The sequence below is a fragment of the Pseudomonas sp. W2Jun17 genome, assembly GCF_023127795.1.
In the GTDB taxonomy this organism is placed as follows: Bacteria; Pseudomonadota; Gammaproteobacteria; order Pseudomonadales; family Pseudomonadaceae; genus Aquipseudomonas; species Aquipseudomonas synxantha_A.
This window is the reverse complement of sequence record NZ_SPKO01000009.1, coordinates 220,253-237,802: the sequence shown is the minus strand read 5'-3', so window position 1 is coordinate 237,802 and position 17,550 is coordinate 220,253. Positions and strand designations below refer to the sequence as shown.

14 protein-coding genes are annotated in these 17,550 nt (G+C 59.0%); 4 read left to right on the top strand and 10 right to left on the bottom strand.

The window, feature by feature from the left end:
• Positions 1-53: 53 nt before the first annotated feature.
• The 9 genes from E4O98_RS08505 to E4O98_RS08465 all read right to left on the bottom strand — a co-directional run bounded on the left by E4O98_RS08505 (position 54) and on the right by E4O98_RS08465 (position 11,653).
• Entirely contained in the window at positions 54-1,778 is a 1,725-nt protein-coding gene (locus E4O98_RS08505) for a flagellin (RefSeq protein ID WP_248134696.1), read from the bottom strand.
• A gap of 264 nt (positions 1,779-2,042) precedes the next feature.
• Positions 2,043-2,972, bottom strand: coding sequence for a ketoacyl-ACP synthase III (locus tag E4O98_RS08500; protein ID WP_005790096.1), 930 nt, complete (start codon positions 2,970-2,972; stop codon positions 2,043-2,045).
• 276 nt (positions 2,973-3,248) lie between these two features.
• Positions 3,249-4,859 carry a flagellar hook-associated protein 3 gene (locus E4O98_RS08495; RefSeq protein ID WP_032880055.1) on the bottom strand — a complete coding sequence of 537 codons (1,611 nt, stop codon included), beginning with the start codon at positions 4,857-4,859 and terminating at the stop codon, positions 3,249-3,251.
• Positions 4,860-4,873: 14 nt separating this feature from the next.
• Positions 4,874-6,919: a flagellar hook-associated protein FlgK gene (gene flgK, locus E4O98_RS08490; RefSeq protein WP_248134695.1), complete on the bottom strand. Its 2,046-nt coding sequence runs from the start codon at positions 6,917-6,919 to the stop codon at positions 4,874-4,876.
• Positions 6,920-6,929: 10 nt separating this feature from the next.
• On the bottom strand, positions 6,930-8,195 hold the full coding sequence (gene flgJ / locus E4O98_RS08485) for a flagellar assembly peptidoglycan hydrolase FlgJ (protein ID WP_032880054.1): 1,266 nt from the start codon (positions 8,193-8,195) through the stop codon (positions 6,930-6,932).
• A 4-nt stretch (positions 8,196-8,199) separates the two neighbouring features.
• The gene (locus tag E4O98_RS08480) at positions 8,200-9,288 is read right to left on the bottom strand and encodes a flagellar basal body P-ring protein FlgI (RefSeq protein WP_164699565.1); all 1,089 of its coding nucleotides are present in this window, start codon (positions 9,286-9,288) and stop codon (positions 8,200-8,202) included.
• A 27-nt stretch (positions 9,289-9,315) separates the two neighbouring features.
• Positions 9,316-10,011, bottom strand: coding sequence for a flagellar basal body L-ring protein FlgH (gene flgH / locus E4O98_RS08475; protein WP_005790104.1), 696 nt, complete (start codon positions 10,009-10,011; stop codon positions 9,316-9,318).
• A 53-nt stretch (positions 10,012-10,064) separates the two neighbouring features.
• A complete protein-coding gene (gene flgG, locus E4O98_RS08470; RefSeq protein ID WP_005790105.1) occupies positions 10,065-10,850 on the bottom strand; it encodes a flagellar basal-body rod protein FlgG in 786 nt (261 codons plus the stop codon).
• 62 nt (positions 10,851-10,912) lie between these two features.
• The gene (locus E4O98_RS08465) at positions 10,913-11,653 is read right to left on the bottom strand and encodes a flagellar basal body rod protein FlgF (protein ID WP_032880052.1); all 741 of its coding nucleotides are present in this window, start codon (positions 11,651-11,653) and stop codon (positions 10,913-10,915) included.
• Positions 11,654-12,239: 586 nt separating this feature from the next.
• Between E4O98_RS08465 and E4O98_RS08460 the strand changes: the two genes are divergently transcribed.
• A complete protein-coding gene (locus tag E4O98_RS08460) occupies positions 12,240-13,217 on the top strand; it encodes a hypothetical protein (protein WP_223018134.1) in 978 nt (325 codons plus the stop codon).
• 66 nt (positions 13,218-13,283) lie between these two features.
• Here the strand turns inward: E4O98_RS08460 and E4O98_RS08455 are convergent, their stop codons facing one another.
• Positions 13,284-14,837, bottom strand: a complete 1,554-nt coding sequence (locus E4O98_RS08455; RefSeq protein ID WP_005790109.1) for a sigma-54-dependent phenylalanine hydroxylase transcriptional regulator PhhR — start codon at positions 14,835-14,837, stop codon at positions 13,284-13,286.
• Positions 14,838-15,094: 257 nt separating this feature from the next.
• Between E4O98_RS08455 and phhA the strand changes: the two genes are divergently transcribed.
• The 3 genes from phhA (at position 15,095) to E4O98_RS08440 (ending at position 17,534) form a co-directional block, all read left to right on the top strand.
• Positions 15,095-15,886 (top strand): phenylalanine 4-monooxygenase, encoded by a 792-nt coding sequence (gene phhA, locus E4O98_RS08450; protein ID WP_043049667.1) that lies wholly within the window; start codon positions 15,095-15,097, stop codon positions 15,884-15,886.
• A gap of 98 nt (positions 15,887-15,984) precedes the next feature.
• A complete protein-coding gene (locus E4O98_RS08445; RefSeq protein WP_005790113.1) occupies positions 15,985-16,341 on the top strand; it encodes a 4a-hydroxytetrahydrobiopterin dehydratase in 357 nt (118 codons plus the stop codon).
• A complete protein-coding gene (locus E4O98_RS08440) occupies positions 16,341-17,534 on the top strand; it encodes an amino acid aminotransferase (protein ID WP_248134694.1) in 1,194 nt (397 codons plus the stop codon). Before E4O98_RS08445 ends, E4O98_RS08440 begins: the two co-directional genes overlap by 1 nt.
• Positions 17,535-17,550: the final 16 nt, after the last annotated feature.

Genomic DNA, 17,550 nt, shown 5'->3' with positions numbered 1-17,550 from the left:
ACGGAAGGGCACGTCGTTAAACGCACCCTCCCGTTATTTAACCGCTAGCGCTATTACTGAAGCAGCTTCAGTACAGCGGATGGCAGTTGGTTGGCCTGGGACAGGATCGCAGTGGAAGCCTGTTGCAGGGTTTGTTGCTTGGTCAGCTCAGCGGCTTCAGAAGCGAAGTCAGCGTCTTCTACGCGGCCTTTGGCAGCGGAGGAGTTCTGCGAAATGCTCTGCAGGTTGGCCACGGTGCTGGTGAAGCGGTTTTGTACGGCACCCAGCTGCGAACGCTGGCTGTCGATCTGCTGCATGGCATCGTCCAGAGCCTGGGTAGCCTGTTGCGAAGAAGCGGCAGTCAGGATGTTCAGGTCGGAAACGCTGGTTTCCATGGTGACGGCGGTTTTGGTGCCGGCCGCTGCAACAGCGGTCAGACCCAGTGCAGCCAGGCCAGTACCGGCGCTACCATCCTTGATGGTGATGTCTTTGTCAGCGAACAGGTTCAGGGTGCCGTCAGCGTTTTTGCTGGCTTGAACACCGGTGCTGGCGCTGTTGATCGAAGAAACGATCGCGTCAGCGGTGTCACCCTTCTTGAACTTGACTTCAACACCGTTCACATCGATGGAGGTGTCAGCGGTCAGTTTGGCTTGGGAAGTACCAGCGGAAAGACCCAATTGCGACAGCGAACCCGCAGAGGTGTTGGACAGCTTGATGTCCTGGCCACCACCGGAGGTCACTTTGACACGACCATCAACCAATGTAGCGGTTGCACCAGCACCCGCAGCAGCAGCGATGTCAGTCAGCACGTCAGCCATTGTATCAGTGGCAGTCCAGGCTACAGCAGTGCCGTTAACCGAGATACCGCCAGTCAAACCCATTGCGGTGGTGCCGGTAGGGGTACTGTTGGTAGCTGGAGTAGCACCTGCAGTCAGACCGAGTTTGGCCAGGCCCGCTGTTGCGCCGCCGGTAGCGGAAGCGCCCAGGGTAATAGCACTTTTCGAGGTCAGAGTAACGACACCGGCAGCATCAGCGCTAGCAGTAACACCAGTGGTAGCTGTTTGAGCGTTGATAGCAGTAACGGCAGCAGTACCGGCTGCTGCACCAGCAGCGGCAACACCCAGAGTAATTTCAGTACCGTTAATGGTGAACGCGTCAGTTGCAACAGTTGCCAGTGCTGCGGCACCACCGGTTACGGTGGCTTTAGTACCGCCCAACACGGAGCCGGTCGAAGTAGCAGCCAGACCAGTCATCGCGGTGCCATTTACAGCAGCCTCTTTGTAGTTACCCTTCAGCGCAGTCGAGCTGATGTCGGTCATACCGAACGAGATAGTCTCGTTGGCGTTGGCACCGATTTGGAAGGCTACGTTGCTGAACGAGCCGTCGAGCAGGTTACGACCACCGAAGGTGGTGGTGCTGGCGATACGGTTCAGCTCGCCCACTTTAGCGGTGAATTCCTGCTGCAGGGAAACACGGTCAGCGTCGCTTTTGTCACCGTTGGACGCTTGCAGGGCGAGTTCACGCAGACGCTGCAGGGTGTTGGTGGATTCTTGCATCGCGCCTTCAGCGGTCTGGGCGATCGACACGCCGTTGTTGGCGTTGGCGATGGCAACGTTCAGGCCTTTGACCTGGTTGTTCAGACGGTTGGCGATCTGCATGCCGGCAGCGTCGTCTTTGGCGCTGTTGATTTTCAGGCCGGAGGACAGACGGTTCATCGACTGGCTCAGGGCGTCGGAAGCTTTGTTCAGGTTCTTCTGGACACCCAGGGAGGTGATGTTGGTGTTTACTGATAATGCCATGACGAAATCCTCGTGGTTTGGATACTGCGGCTTCCGGCCCTGGCGACCGCCGGGTGTGGCCTAGAGAACCTACGTAATAGTTATCGTCGTGGTAGCCGGTTGCTTGAGGATTTTTTTGATTTTTTTTAGTAGCCCTGTGCCAGCCCTTGTATTTCAAGGGCTTATGCAGGCACAGAAGCCCGGTTTCATTGGCTTTTCTGGCGCCAATAAAAAAACGCCGATGATCGAAGGATCATCGGCGTTTTTTATGCAGCGGCTAAAACATCACGGGCGATAGAGAATCGCCGAGCCCCACGACAGGCCCACACCAAACCCGCTGATTGCCACGCGCTTCCAGGTAGCGTCCATCACGTGCTTTTCCAGCAGCAGCGGGATGCTCGACGACACGGTGTTGCCGGTCTCGACCATGTCCTTGATGAACTTGTCCACCGGCGCCTCTTCAAAGCGACGCGCCACGGCATCGACGATGGCCGCACTGCCCTGGTGGATGCAGAACGCATCGATGTCATCGGCCTTGAGGTCCGACTCGGCGAGCAGTTCATGCAAGTGCGCAGGCACTTTCAGCAGTGCGAAATTGAATACCTGGCGGCCGTTCATGAAGAACACGCCGTCGCTGACTTTGAGGTGCGGCGCGCCGGAACCGTCGGTGCCGAACTTGGATTTGCCGAGCAACCACGGCGCATCTTCGCCCATCCAGGTGGCGGTGGCGGCATCGCCGAACAGCATGGTGGTGTTGCGGTCTTCCGGGTCGACGATCTTCGAGTACGGGTCTGCAGTGATCAGCAGGCCGTTTTTCAGGCCGGCGGCTTCCATGAAGCCCTTCATCGCGTAGATGCCGTAGACGTAGCCGGAGCAGCCCAGGGAAATATCGAAGGCGGCAACGTGGGTAGGCAGGCCCAGTTTGTCCTGAACGATGGCGGCGGTATGAGGCAGGCCCTCTTCATCGCCGTTCTGGGTGACGACGATCAGCGCGTCGATGGACTCACGCTTCAATTCGGGGTTGTTGGCAAACAAGGCGTTGACTGCTTCGACGCACAGATCGGAAGTCTCCTGTGCAGCTTCCTTGCGCGGCAGGAACGCCGAGCCGATCTTGCCAATGATGAATTCTTCATCCTTGGCGAACTTGGCACCCTGGGCGTAGTTATCGATCCCGTCCGCCGGCACGTAACTGGCGATGCTTTTTATGCCAATCATTGTGGCTTCCCAATACTAAATAGCTGGAGAACACCCCTCGGGCTATGCCGGAAGTGCTGACAATAAAGGGGATAACCCCATAAAAATCCCGGTGAAAGCCACCTGATAAAGAACTGTGGGCGACTTATCCTTTTCACACGATACAGTGAAGATGCGCTTTATGACTCACAGGTCACTCAATTTTGCGTGGTTTATGCAAAACGTTTCAACAATTGCGCCACGGAAACGACGACGGCCCAGCCTGTTTCCAGGCTGGGCCGTCGTGCACAGCGCCGATCACATCTTGTTGAACAGGCTCAACTGCGAGATTTTCACAAAGGCCAACTGCGAAGCCTGCAACATGGTCTGCTGCAAGCTCAGGTTGATGGCGGCCTCGGCGAAGTCGACATTGCCCAGGGCATTCATGGTGGTGGTATTGGCCAGGTCCAGGCTAACGTTTTCCTTGGACTGAATATCCAGGCCATTGAGGCGCGCCCCCAGGGAACCGCGCGCCTGGTCGATCTGACTGTAGGCATTGGTCAGGTTGCCAATGGACTTGGCCACCACATCCTTGAGCTCCTTCTGCGCCGCCGGGTTGCCGTCTGACGGCGTTTCCAGGATTTTGCGCAAATGGCTCAAGGTGTCGAGGACATTCTCATTCTTGTTGCTGGTGGCACTGATCGAAAACTGGTCGCCGGCTGCCGGCGCCGGTGCGGTGGTGACATCGAAGGTCACGCCCGCCGCCGTGATTGACGTTGCACCAGCTGCCAGGGTGCCACTGGCAATGGATTTACTGTCTGCGGTATACGGCTGCGCATACAGATCATAGGCACCGGCCGCGCCAAACTTGACGACGACACCCGAGTTGGGAAAGGTGCTGGCGTATGCCGCCGGATCGCTCACCGTGCCGCCGCTCAGTTGCGCAGTGGACGGATTGCTCGGGGTGCGTGAAACACTGAAGGTGTCCGGCTTGACCGACAAGCTGAACTCGCGATCCTTGACGATGGCGTCCGATGGCGCGCCGGGCAGTATGTCTTTGCCCAGTGCGTCCTTGCCCAGGTTCAAGCCGATGTCAAACTTGACCCCGCGCAGATTGATACTCGAACCGCCTTCCTTGGTGGCATCGAAAGTGCCGTTGCCCGGAATCTCCGAGGTGATGTCCTTGCCGGCATTGTCCGTTACGACATATTGGGTGCTGCTGGTGAAGGTCAGCTTGTACGGCTGGCCGTCGGAAAAACTGCTGTTATAGCTGGTGTTGGCCGCGATCAGCCCGGCAGACACGGTGACCTTGCCATCATCGACCGCTGGCGGCACGAGGATCGGTGCTGTTTGCGTACGGCCCGTATTCGCCGAGCTTTCCAGCATGCTCTTGGCGGTATTGCCCATGGCGACCGACAGGTTCTCCGCCACCTTCAGGCTCAGCGGCGTGTCATCGCCCTGGTAGCTGTAGGTGCCGTCATTGTTGCGGGTGTAGGGAGGCGTGTCGGTCTTGCTCCCGGAGAACAGGTAATTACCGCTGGCGTCCTTGGTATTGAGCAGGCCCAGCACCTGATCTTCAATGGCGCCGATCTCGGCGGCAGTCGATTTGCGGTCAGCGTCGCTGATACCAACGTTACCCGCCTTCAACGCCAGCTCACTGGCCCGCTGAATCGCGATATTGATGTTTTCCAGCACGCCGTCCTGGGTGGTCAGCGAGTTCTTCAACGTGTCGATATTGCCGTTGAATTGCGCCAGCATATCTTTCTGCTGTTGCAGCATCAGCAACCGCGCCGCCGCTACCGGATCATCCGCGGCGGTTTGCACACGGACACCGGTGCTGGCCTGGTCCTGGGCCTTGACCACGCTGGAATAGTTGCTCTGGTACTTGGCAGAGCTGGTCTCGAAATACTGCTGTGTAGAAATACGCATCGTCCCAGCCTCCCTTAAAGAGCATTCATCAGTGTGGTGAAGGTTTCCTGCGCAGCCTTGATGATCTGCGACGACGCGGTGTAGTACTGCTGGAACTTGATCATGTCGCCGGCTTCGTCATCCAGGTTGACCCCGGACACCGAGTTGCGCGCATCTTTATTGGCGCTCAGCAACGCACCGGTGGCGGCGCTGTCGACCCCGGCCTGGCTGGCCTTGGCGCCGACAGTGGAGACCAGCTTGCTATTGGCCCCCACCAGGCTGGTGCCCCCGTTGCCCTCGCCCATGCCAACGGTGGCCTTGGTTTGCAGGTTCAGCAGTTCCTGGGCGTTTCGGCCATCGGATTTGCCGCCGCTGTTGAAGGCGAAGGTAGTGCTGTCGCCGTCTGCCGGGGAGCCATTGACGGTGGTGTCGAACTTGAAGCTCTTGCCGGGGATGGCTGCACCGCTGGCGTCGCGCATCGGTACGTCGACGGTGATCTTGTTGCCCTGCCCCGGGATGATTGAACCAGTGCCAATCGGGTTTCCCTTGGAATCGCTGATCGTATACGACTGCGTGCCGTCAGCGCCGGGCTTGCCAAACACCATCTTCACCGGCATCGAGTTTTCAATACCGGCGCGCAACTGTGCGGTGTCGGTGCCGCCATGGATGTCCACCGGCACCGTCAACGACGGCTGGGTAAATGTGCCTGTGCCGCTGTTGGTCTTGCTGCTGGTACCCGCCAGCGGGCCGGCAAACGCCAGCTTGTTGGCATCGGTGAGCGCTACACCCATACCGCTTGCGCCGGTGGCGGTCGGGCTGACTTTGAAGCTGTCGCCAAACGCCATGGCGCCCTTGCCGTCCAGCGCCAGGGTAAAGCCATCCATGGTCGGCGGCGGTGTGGAGCCCATGTCAAAGGTGCCCATTGCCTTGCCGTCCGAACGCAGTACCGTGACCTTGTTGGGGTCGGTCTTGTCGCTGAAGGTCACGGTGTAGTCAAACGTGGACAACTTACTGCTGTCCTTGATCGTCACATTCAGGTTGCCGGCCCCGGCACTGTTGCCCGAGGCGCCCTGGCTGCGCGACGCAATGGCGGCGGCACTGTTGATGTCTTTGAACAGCGAAACGCCAAAGTCACCATTGAGGTCCAGGCCTTGGCCCAGTTGGTTATTGATGGTGTCTGCGGTTGCGATGGCGATACGGCCCAGGTCGTTGATAGCCGGCATCAAGGCATCACTGCGATAACGCAACAGGCCGCCGATGCTGCCGCCACTGATGACGCCGCCCAGGTCCATGGTGGTGCCGTTCATGTCCAACTGAATGGTGTACTGGCTGTTATCGGTTTTGCTCGGCACTGCGGAAATCGTATTGGAGATCCCGCCCTCCACCAGGGACTGGCCGCTGCCGGTGGTCACGCTGAACTGGCCGTTCTTCTCGGTGGCCGTTACGCCGATCAGCTCATTGAGCGAGCGTACCGCCTCGTTACGCGAGTCCAGCAGGTTGGCCGGTGCATTGCCCGACGCGCCTTGCACTTGGGAGATCTGCTTGTTGAGCGAGGCAATCGAGGCGGTCAATTGATTGACCTGCTCACTCATGCTGCTCAGTTGGTTGTTGATAGTCTCTTTCTGCTGGGTCAACTGCGTCGAGATCGCGTTGAAACGGCTGCTCAGGGTCTGGGCGTTGGTCACCAGCAGTTGGCGGGCCGACAGGTCGCTGGGGTTGGACGCTGCAGTTTGCAGGGTAGCGAAGAACGAGCTGAGCACCGATGACAGACCGGTGGTCTTGTCCGACAGCACTTTGTCGACGGCGCCGACCTGATCCAGATACGCCTTGGCATCGTTGTTCAGGGCCGTGCTGTTCTGGTAGGCAGTGTCCAGGTATTCGTTGTACACCCGGCGCACGTCGGCCAGGGTGGTACCAGTGCCGATGAACACACCGCCGAACGGGTTCGACGCGTTGGTATTCTGCGTGGTCTGCTGACGCGAATACCCCGGGGTGTTCACGTTGGCGATGTTGTTACTCAAGACCGACAGCGATCCTTGAGCGGCGTTGAGCCCTGACATCCCGATACTGAGCAAACTCATGGTTCAGACCTTATAAATGTGTGGTTGCGCCAGCGGCAGCGTAGTTCTGGTAACTGTTCATGGTTTTTGCGATCTGCGAAATCTTGCTGGCGTAATCCGGGTCGGTTGCATAACCGGCTTTTTGCAACTCGCGTACAAACTGTTCCGGGTTGTCGGCTGATTTCACAACTTCTTTATAGCGATCATGGCTTTGCAGCAGGGTCACGAGGTCGTGGAAGCTGTCCTGGTAGGAGCTGTAGGAACGGAACTGCGCCGTTTCCTTGACCATCGCCCCATCGCGAAACTCGCTGGTGATCGCACGGGCCTGGCCGCCCTGCCAACTCTGGCCAGCCTTGATGCCGAACAGGTTGTGGCTGCTGCTGCCGTCTTCGGCACGCATGACCGATTTGCCCCAACCGGTTTCCAGCGCTGCCTGGGCCACCAGGTACTTGGGATCGATGCCAATCCGTGCGGCGGCGGCCTTGGCCATCGGCAGCATGGTGGCAACGAATTCATCCTGGGAGCTGAAGGCTTTCTTCGCCGGTGCCAGCGGTGGCTGGGCAATGGCGCGGCCATACACCTGCATGCGCCCGCTCGGTACGGCAAAGGTGCGCGCACTGCTGTTGATGACGTTGTCATCGGCGGCACTGTTGCGCAGCGGCGCGGCCTTGGCCTCGACCTGGGTACTGGGCACGATGCCGGCAAGCAAACGGTCAGTCAGCTTGCTGGGCAAGGCGATACGGCGCTGGTTCATCAGCTCCATGTCGTTGCTGTGAGACGCAACGGCCCCGGCCTGCGGCTCGGCCACGCGATAGGCCCACAATGGACGCTGGCCATTGGAGCGCCCCAACGGGCCCTCAGCCTGGGTACCGGCAGCAATCTCGGTCGGCACATCGACTTTCCTCACCGGCCCATCCGCTGCCGGGCCTTGCAAGGTGGCGGCCTGGGCCTCCACAGGTTTGTTCTTTTGCATCTGGCGCATCAGCACGTCGGCCAGGCCGATACCACCGCCCTCGCGGGACATCGACACCGCCAGTTGCTGGTCGTACATTTCCTGGTACTGCTTGGCCGCCGGGGTGTTCAACGGGTTGTCCTTGCCCAGGGCATCGGTGGCCGAGCGCATGGACTTGAGCATCTCGTTCAAGAACAGCGATTCGAATTCCTGCGCCACCTTGCGCATGTTGCCTTCGCTGTTCTTATCATCACCGACCTTCAGCTGGTTAAGCCGATTCAGGTCGGAGTAAGACCCCGAGTCCGCCGTGCTGCTGATGCCGCTCTTGCGCATATCCATGGCCATGGCCTCAGATCACGATCAGGTCGGCTTGCAAGGCGCCGGCCTGTTTCAAAGCTTCGAGGATGGCCATCAAGTCGCCGGGCGCTGCGCCCACCTGGTTCACCGCACGGACAATCTCGTCCAGGGTGGTGCCGGGGCCGAACTTGAACATCGGCTTGGCTTCTTGCTGGGCATTGACCCGCGAGCGCGGGACCACGGCGGTCTGGCCGTTGGACAGCGGGCCCGGCTGGCTGACGATCGGGTCTTCGGTGATGGTCACCGTCAGGCTGCCGTGGGTCACCGCTGCCGGCGAGACCTTGACGTTCTGACCGATCACGATAGTGCCGGTACGCGAGTTGATGATGACTTTTGCCACCGCCTGGCCAGGGTCGACCTCCAGGTTTTCCAGGATCGACAGGTAGTCCACACGCTGGCTGGGGTCCAGTGGTGCGGTGACGCGAATCGAACCGCCGTCGATGGCCTGGGCCACACCTGGGCCGAGCATGTCGTTGATCTTGTCGACCACGCGCTTGGCAGTGGTGAAGTCGGAGCGATTGAGGTTCAGGGTCAGGCTGTTGCCCTGGTTGAAACCGCTCGGCACGGTGCGTTCAACCGTCGCGCCACCGGGAATGCGCCCGGCCGACGGTACGTTGACAGTGATCTTCGAACCATCGCGGCCTTCAGCATCAAACCCGCCGACCACCAGGTTGCCCTGAGCAATGGCGTAGACGTTGCCGTCGATACCTTTGAGCGGCGTCATCAGCAAGGTGCCGCCACGCAGGCTTTTGGAGTTGCCCATGGACGAAACGGTAATGTCCACCACCTGGCCCGGCTTGGCGAATGGCGGCAAATCGGCACTGATCGACACCGCGGCAACGTTCTTCAATTGCACGTTGCCCGAGCCTGGCGGCACCTTGATACCGAACTGGGACAGCATGTTGTTGAAGGTCTGCAGGGTGAACGGCGTCTGGGTGGTCTGGTCACCCGTGCCATTGAGCCCCACCACCAGGCCATAGCCGATCAACTGGTTGGAGCGCACGCCGGAAATACTGGCGATATCTTTGAGCCGCTCGGCCTGGGCCACAGTGCTCAAGGCCAGCAAGAGCGCCGTCGCCATCAGCTGTTTGAAATTCAAAATGGCCACCTAGAAAGGGAACAGCGGGCTAAGGAAGAAACGATCGAACCAGCCCGGCTGGCTTGCATCAGCAAACGAACCCGTCCCCGAGTAGGTGATGCGCGCATCGGCAATGCGCGTCGACGGCACGGTATTGTCGGTGGAAATATCATCGGCACGGACCATCCCGGCAATGCGCACCAGCTCGTCGCCGGTGTTGAGGGTCATCCACTTTTCACCGCGTATGGCGATGATGCCGTTGGGCAATACGTCGGCCACGGTCACGGTGATCGAACCGGTCAGGCTGTTGCCCTGCCCCGCCGCACTCTTGCCGTTGGTGGCACGGTCGCCGCTGTAGCCGGCGTCCAGGCTCAGGTCACCACCGCCCAGCGGGTTGTTGGTGTTCAGGCCACCGCCGAACAGCGACGTCAGGCCGATGCTGGTCTTGCTGTTCTTGCCGATCTGCGAGTTGGCGTTCTTGCTGGCCTGGGTCTTCTCGTTGAGGGTGATGGTGATGATGTCACCGACCCGGAAGGCCTTGCGGTCGCTGTACAGGTTCTGTTCGAAACCAGCCTGGTAGATCGAGCCGTTATTGGCCGCCGCCGGCAGCGGCGTGCGTGGCAACACCGGCGCGTAGTACGGGTCATTGGGCTTTGGCGTTGGGGCAACACAGCCCGCGAGCACGGCGATCCCACTCAATGCCAAAACGGAAACATAGCGATTCATGACCCTTACCTCATGGTGTTGCAGGCGCCGTCAAGAGCGCCCCATAGACGTGATTACAGATTTTGCGTGACGAACGAGAGCATCTGGTCGGCGGTGGAAATCACCTTGGAGTTCATCTCGTAGGCGCGCTGGGTGGTGATCATGTTGACCATCTCCTCAACGGTGCTGACGTTGGAGGTTTCCAGGGTGCTTTGCAGCGTGGTGCCAAACCCGTTCAGGCCCGGGGTGCCGATTTGCGGCGCGCCGCTGGAGGCAGTTTCCAGGAACAGGTTATTGCCCATCGCTTGCAAGCCGGCCGGGTTGATGAAGTCGGCGGTTTGCAGGTTGCCGATCACTTGCGACGCCGGGTTGCCGGCCACAGTGATAGACACGGTGCCGTCGTTGCCCACGGTAAAGGTCTTGGCATCCGCCGGAACCACCACGGCCGGTTCCAGGGCGAAACCGTTGGCGGTGACGATCTGGCCGTTGGAGTCCAGGTGGAAAGTACCGTCGCGGGTGTAGGAGGTAGTCCCATCCGGTTGCAGGATCTGGAAGAAGCCACGGCCATTGATGGCCATGTCCAGCGGCTGGCCGGTTTGCTGCAGGTTACCGGCGCTGAAGTTTTTCTGGGTGCCGACGATCTGCACACCAGTACCCAATTGCAGGCCCGACGGCAATTCGCTGTCCTGGGTCGATTGGGCACCTGGCTGCTTCTTGATCTGATAGAGCAGGTCCTGGAACTCGGCGCGATCACGTTTGAAGCCCGTGGTCGACACGTTCGCCAGGTTGTTGGAAATGGTCGTCAGGTTGGTGTCCTGGGCGGACAGGCCTGTCTTGGCAACCCATAGAGCCGGAAGCATGCTGTTCTCCTTCGTGCGCCGGGTGGTGGGCGCTACGTTGCAAATTAGTTAATGGGCTTGAATCAGCTCATCTGCATGACGCGCGTCATGGCCTGGTCGTCTTCTTTAGCGCTGTTCATCATCTTGATGTGCAGCTCGAACTGCTTGGAAAGCGCCAGCACCGCGGTCATTTCTTCCACGGCATTGACGTTGCTCGCCTGCAGGAAGCCCGAAGTCAGCTTGACGTTCGCATCGGCCTGGGCTGGCTGGCCATCCTTGGTGTGGATGGTGCCGTCCAGGCCCTTGGTCATGTTCTTGAGGTCGGGCTGGACCATCTTGATCCGGTCCACTTCCGCCATCACCCGCGGGCCTTCGCCCATGGCGCGGATGCTGATGGTGCCGTCGGCACCGACTTCGATTTTCTGCTGGGGCGGCACGGCAATCGGGCCACCGTTACCCATGATCGGCATACCATTGCCGGCACGCAGCACCCCCAGCGCATCCACGTTCATGCTCGCGCTGCGTACGTAGGCTTCGCCGCCATCGGGGGTTTGCACGGCCATCCAGCCGTCGCCGCTGACGGCCACATCCAGGTCGCGACCGGTTTCGATCATCGCGCCCGGGGAGAAGTCAGTGGCCGGCCGCTCGGTCATGGCAAATGCCCGCGCCGGAAAGCTGTCACCGAACACCGGCATCGAACGCGCCTGCTCCAGGTCGCGCTGGAAACCGTTGGTGGAAATGTTCGCCAGGTTGTTGGCATGGGCCTTCTGCGCCAGTGCATTCTGGCTGGCGCCGGTCATTGCCACATAAAGGTACTTGTCCACGCTCTTTCCTCTTTCTGACGGACGCTTGCCGCCCACCGCTGTACTGAGGAGGCTTAAGCAATTTGCGAACCAACTTTAAAAAAAACGAGGGAGCCCCCTGAATACGGGGGGTTGAGGGCTGGAGCGTCGAGCAGACCCACTCTCAAGAGTCGAAAAAACGGCGGACTTATGCCGCTTGCGGCAAGACCTGACGCCCGAAGCCCTCCCCATGCCTGAATTACGCCGGTGCGTCGCCATTTCAGCTTCCTGGGCCGCTCTTATCGAGGGAAATGTTGCGATGGGTTATTAATACACACGCGGTGACTACCAGACTTATTATTTCAAATTCACGTACAGCGAGTGAAACCCATCTTTATCAGGCGCTTGAGCATTTAGTTAATACATGTTTTTACGCTTGCTTTCTCGGACATCTCACAACACTTACACCAAATTAAAACGTCTCGACACACGCTTACAATTACTAAACAACGACAACTTGAACACACCCTACTGCCTGCGTAAATTCTGTCCATCGCAACATCACCACCCCGAGTATTTAAAGTTGCGTGTTTGCGACACACCTATCACTAACTACAGGATCAGTATCATGTCCACTATTTCACAAGTACCCACCCTGCCTTTCAGTGTTCCTTACTTCCCTACAAGAGCGGGTGGCAGACCGGACCATGATGTATACCGACCTAACTACCCATCGGCCGCGCCCCATTATCACGCGTGCACCCACGAGCACAGGGCCGATGTTTCAGACTATCGTCCTGACCGATACTTTCCAGAGATGCACCGTGCCAGGGACTACTACCCCGACCGACGCATCTCGGACATGCAACCAGACTGGGACTATCGCCCTAGCCGGGATTTGCCGCAAATGCGTCGCGACTGGGACTACCTTCCCGAGCGGCGCGTACCAGACATGCGCCGTGACTGGAACTACCCTACTGACAGGTATGCTGATCAGCGGCCAAGTTATCTTGTCTCTCCAAGGCTCGCAGACGAATTCGCACCAATAAATCAACATTGGAACCCGGCCGTAAAGGCGCTGGATAAACTTATCGACACACTGCCACAGGCCATGATCCGTATGGACATGGATATCACCACCAAGGATCTGCTTGGCGGCAAATATGGGCCACTCTCCCCCAGTATTACCAAGGAACTGGGGAAACTGGATGAACATAGGGACTACCGGATGGTGACTCAGTTTAACGGATACGCATTTACCTACCTCTGGGCACCCGTCGACGGTGGCAGGCCTGTATTTATTGAACAGCCAGAAAACGGCTATATGACGCCAACGAGCGGTACGGATTTATTAAAGCTGTTGAATTCGAATTCCGAAGCCCAACAATTCAAGGATTACGGCGTAACTGCCAAGGACCTGAAAAACGGCAAGTACGGAAAACTCTCTCCCGAGATTCAAAAAAGTTTGAGCAACTTGGAACATGACAAGAACTACAGCCTGATTGAGCTCTTTAAAATTGACAACGAAAACACAACGCTGGCCTGGAGGGACAAAAGTACAGGCAAGATTGAAGAAATAGGCCAGTACAACATTGTCTACGGCTGACACACTGGACAGTTGTCAGATCGGACACTGCGTTCACAAGACGCAGTGTCCAGCATCGCGATACCCTTACTTGATCACCTTATAGTCGCGCAACTTATTCGCAATGGTGGTGTGCGATACACCCAAGCGCTTACCCAGTTGCCGGCTGCTTGGGTGCTCGGCGTAAAGGCTTTCCAACACGGCCTTTTCGAACCGCCCCACGATATCCTCCAAACCGCCTTCCAACGAAAAATCCCCAAGCGGCTGACGCACGCCGTAATCCGGCAGACGAATATGCTCGACCTTGACCGTGCCGCCCTCACACAACGATACCGCCTGAAACAACACGTTTTCCAACTGCCGCACATTGCCTGGCCAGTGGTAGTGGCTAAGACGCTCCATGGCAGCGGGCGCCAACTTGGGCAGCGGGCAACCGATCTGCCGACTGGCTTGGTCAAGAAAATGCTCGACCAAGGGCGCCAGGCCGTCCAGGCATTCACGCAAGGGTGGAATGTGCAGCGACAGCACGTTCAGTCGGTGATAGAGATCCTGGCGAAACTCACCCCGGGCGCAGAGTTCCGACAAGTCCACCTGGGTCGCACAGATCACCCGCACATCCAGATACACCTCTTCATCACTGCCGACCCGACGGAAACACCCATCCTGCAAGAAGCGCAGCAACTTCACCTGCAATCTCGCGCTCATTTCACCAACGCCATCAAGAAACAAGGTACCGCCCGCCGTCAACTCCAGCAGCCCGAGCTTGCCCTCCGCTCGCGCCCCCTCAAAAGCACCGGGGCCGTAGCCGAATAGTTCAGTCTCAGCCATCGACTCGGGCAACCCCGCACAATTGAGGGCCATCAAAGGCGACTGCCCTCGCGGGCTGGCCAGGTGACACGCACGGGCCAGCAGTTCTTTGCCGGTGCCGGTTTCGCCTTCTATTAATAGCGGCGCATCCAGCGGTGCCATGCGCCGTGCTTCTCGGACCACCGCAGCCATCACTTTGGAGCTTTGAAAGATGCTGTCAAAGCCGCGCAGCTCTTGCTTGCGCACGTTGTAGATGCGCTCACCCACACGGTCAGCGCGATGCAAGGTCAGCACGGCACCGGCCATGGCCTCACTGTCGTCATGCTCGCTGGATTGCAGTGGGGCGATATCCGCCAAAAACACGTCACCTTTGACCTTGACCCGCAAGCCGTTGATCCGCGATTTGCTGGCACGCACCAGTTCCGGCAAATCGAAGTCCTCGGCATAGCGCGACAGTGGAATACCCGGCACCTCATCCACCCGCACACCGAGTAACTGTGCCGCTGCACGATTGGCAGCGACGATAGAACCGCCCATGTCGATGGACAGCACCGGAAATTCAAGGGCGCCGAGCAGCGCATTGAGTTCCATATGCCGCCGCTCGCTCGGCATCAGCCCCACCCTTTTGACGCCGAATACGCCGGCAATCGCCTCGAACTGCGGGCGCAATGCCTGAAATTGCATGTTCACCAGGTTCGGGCAAAACAGGTAGATGGCATTGCCATGCTCACCGCCGACCTCGCCCTTGGCGACGTTGACGCCGTACTCCACCAACAGGTTGAGGATGTCCCGCAGGATGCCGATGCGGTTCTGGCAATGCACTTTGATACGCATGGAAAGGCTCGAAAAGTAGGGAAGCACCGCGTCTTTTTGCCGCTGGGCGCAGATAGTCGTCAAGATTATGTGACAGCGCGTCACCTTTTCACAGCCCAAGACACAGATAAGGCCTACACCCGTAACGAATACTTTACGAAAACGGGTAGTTTTTCCTACGCACCCAGGCAAGACCGCGATGGAATCCGGCGCTGTTCGGGTTATCAATAGGTGCATCGCAGGACATAACAAGAACGAATGCCTAGCAGGAGAGCCGTATGAAGCAGACGCACTACGTGGCCCGCGAGCCCGATGCGCAAGGTTTTATCCATTACCCGCCAGAAGAACACGCGGTATGGAACACGCTGATCACTCGCCAACTCAAAGTGATCGAAGGCCGTGCCTGCCAGGAATACCTGGACGGCATCGACAAGCTCGGCCTGCCCTTGGATCGCATCCCCCAGTTGGGCGAAATCAACAAGGTGCTGGCCGAAACCACCGGCTGGCAAGTCGCGCGTGTACCCGCACTGATTCCCTTCCAGACCTTTTTTGAATTGCTCGCCAGCAAGCAATTTCCGGTGGCGACCTTTATTCGTACCCGTGAAGAGCTGGACTACCTGCAAGAACCGGATATTTTCCACGAGATATTTGGCCACTGCCCGCTGCTGACCAACCCCTGGTTCGCCGAATTCACCCACACCTACGGCAAGCTCGGCCTGGCGGCCACCAAGGAGCAACGGGTGTACCTGGCGCGCCTGTACTGGATGACCATCGAGTTCGGCCTGGTGGACACGCCCCAAGGGCGCCGCATCTACGGTGGCGGCATTCTGTCTTCGCCTAAAGAAAGCGTGTATTGCCTGTCGGATGAGCCCGAGCACCAAGCCTTCGATCCGCTGGAAGCGATGCGCACCCCTTATCGTATCGACATCCTGCAACCGCTGTACTTCGTATTGCCCGAACTCAAGCGCCTGTTCGACGTGGCGCAGGAAGACATCATGGGCATGGTCGAGCGCGGTATGGAATTGGGCTTGCACGCACCGAAATTCCCGCCAAAGCCCAAGGCTGCTTGAGCTGTGCCTTTTTAGGCCAGGTGAGTCTGTTCCCTGGCCGCGCGTTGCTTTAGGGTAACGCCACTGACCTTCAAACATTCGAATTCAGGACACCTCCCATGACCACCTTGAACCAAGCCCACTGCGAAGCCTGCCGCGCCGATGCCCCGCAAGTCAGCGATGAAGAACTGCCGGTGCTGCTCAAGCAGATCCCTGACTGGAACATCGAAGTGCGCGACGGCGTCATGCAGCTGGAAAAGGTCTTCCTGTTCAAGAACTTCAAGTTCGCCCTGGCCTTCACCAACGCCATGGGTGAAATCTCCGAAGCAGAAGGCCATCACCCTGGCCTGCTCACCGAATGGGGCAAAGTCACCGTGACTTGGTGGAGCCACTCCATCAAGGGCCTGCACCGCAACGACTTCATCATGGCTGCGCGCACCGACGAAGTGGCCAAGACTGCCGAGGGCCGCAAGTAATGCACTTCGATGCGATTGGCCGCGTGCCCGGTGACCCGATCCTCGGGCTGATGGACCTGTATGCCCAGGATGCCAACCCGAACAAGTTCGACCTGGGCGTGGGCGTGTATAAGGACGACCAGGGCCTGACGCCGATTCCCCACTCGGTGAAGCTGGCGGAACAGCGCCTGGTTGATACCCAGGTGACCAAGACCTACATCGGTGGCCATGGTGAGGCGGCTTTCGGCACCCTGATCAGTGAGCTGGTGCTCGGTGCCGATTCGGCCTTGTTGCGCGAACGCCGCGCCGGCGCCACCCAGACCCCAGGCGGTACCGGCGCCCTGCGCCTGAGCGCTGACTTTATCGCCCAGAGCCTGCCTGGCCGTGGCGTGTGGTTGAGCAACCCGACCTGGCCGATCCACGAGACCATTTTTGCCAAGGCCGGGCTTAAGGTCAGTCACTACCCTTACGTAGGCAGCGACAATCGCCTGGATGTGGCGGCGATGCTTGCGACCCTGTCCACGGTACCCAAGGGTGACGTGGTGCTGCTGCATGCCTGCTGCCATAACCCGACCGGCTTCGACCTGACCCAGGATGACTGGCGCCAGGTGTTGCAGATTGTGCGGGAACGCCAGTTGCTGCCGCTGATCGACTTTGCTTACCAGGGCTTTGGTGATGGCCTGGAGCAGGACGCGTGGGCGGTGCGCCTGTTTGCAGCCGAGTTGCCGGAAGTGCTGGTCACCAGTTCCTGCTCGAAGAACTTTGGTCTTTATCGCGACCGGGTCGGCGCACTGATCCTGTGTGCTGCGGATGCCGAAAAGCTCACCGATGTGCGCAGCCAACTGGCGAATATCGCCCGCAACCTGTGGTCGACGCCGCCGGATCATGGCGCTGCCGTGGTGGCGACCATCCTCGGTGATACCGAGCTGAAAAAACTGTGGAGCGAGGAAGTCGAGGCCATGCGCTCGCGGATCGCGCACTTGCGCTCCGGGTTGGTGGAAGCCTTGAAGCCCCATGGCTTGGCCGAGAAGTTTGCCCATATCGGCGCGCAGCGCGGGATGTTTTCCTATACCGGTTTGAGTGCCGAGCAGGTCAAGCAACTGCGCGAGGAGCACAGCGTGTATATGGTCAGTTCAGGCCGGGCCAACGTGGCCGGGGTGGATGCGACACGTTTGACGCTGCTGGCCCAAGCTATCGCCGACGTTTCCAACTGAAAACTGCTGGATCAAA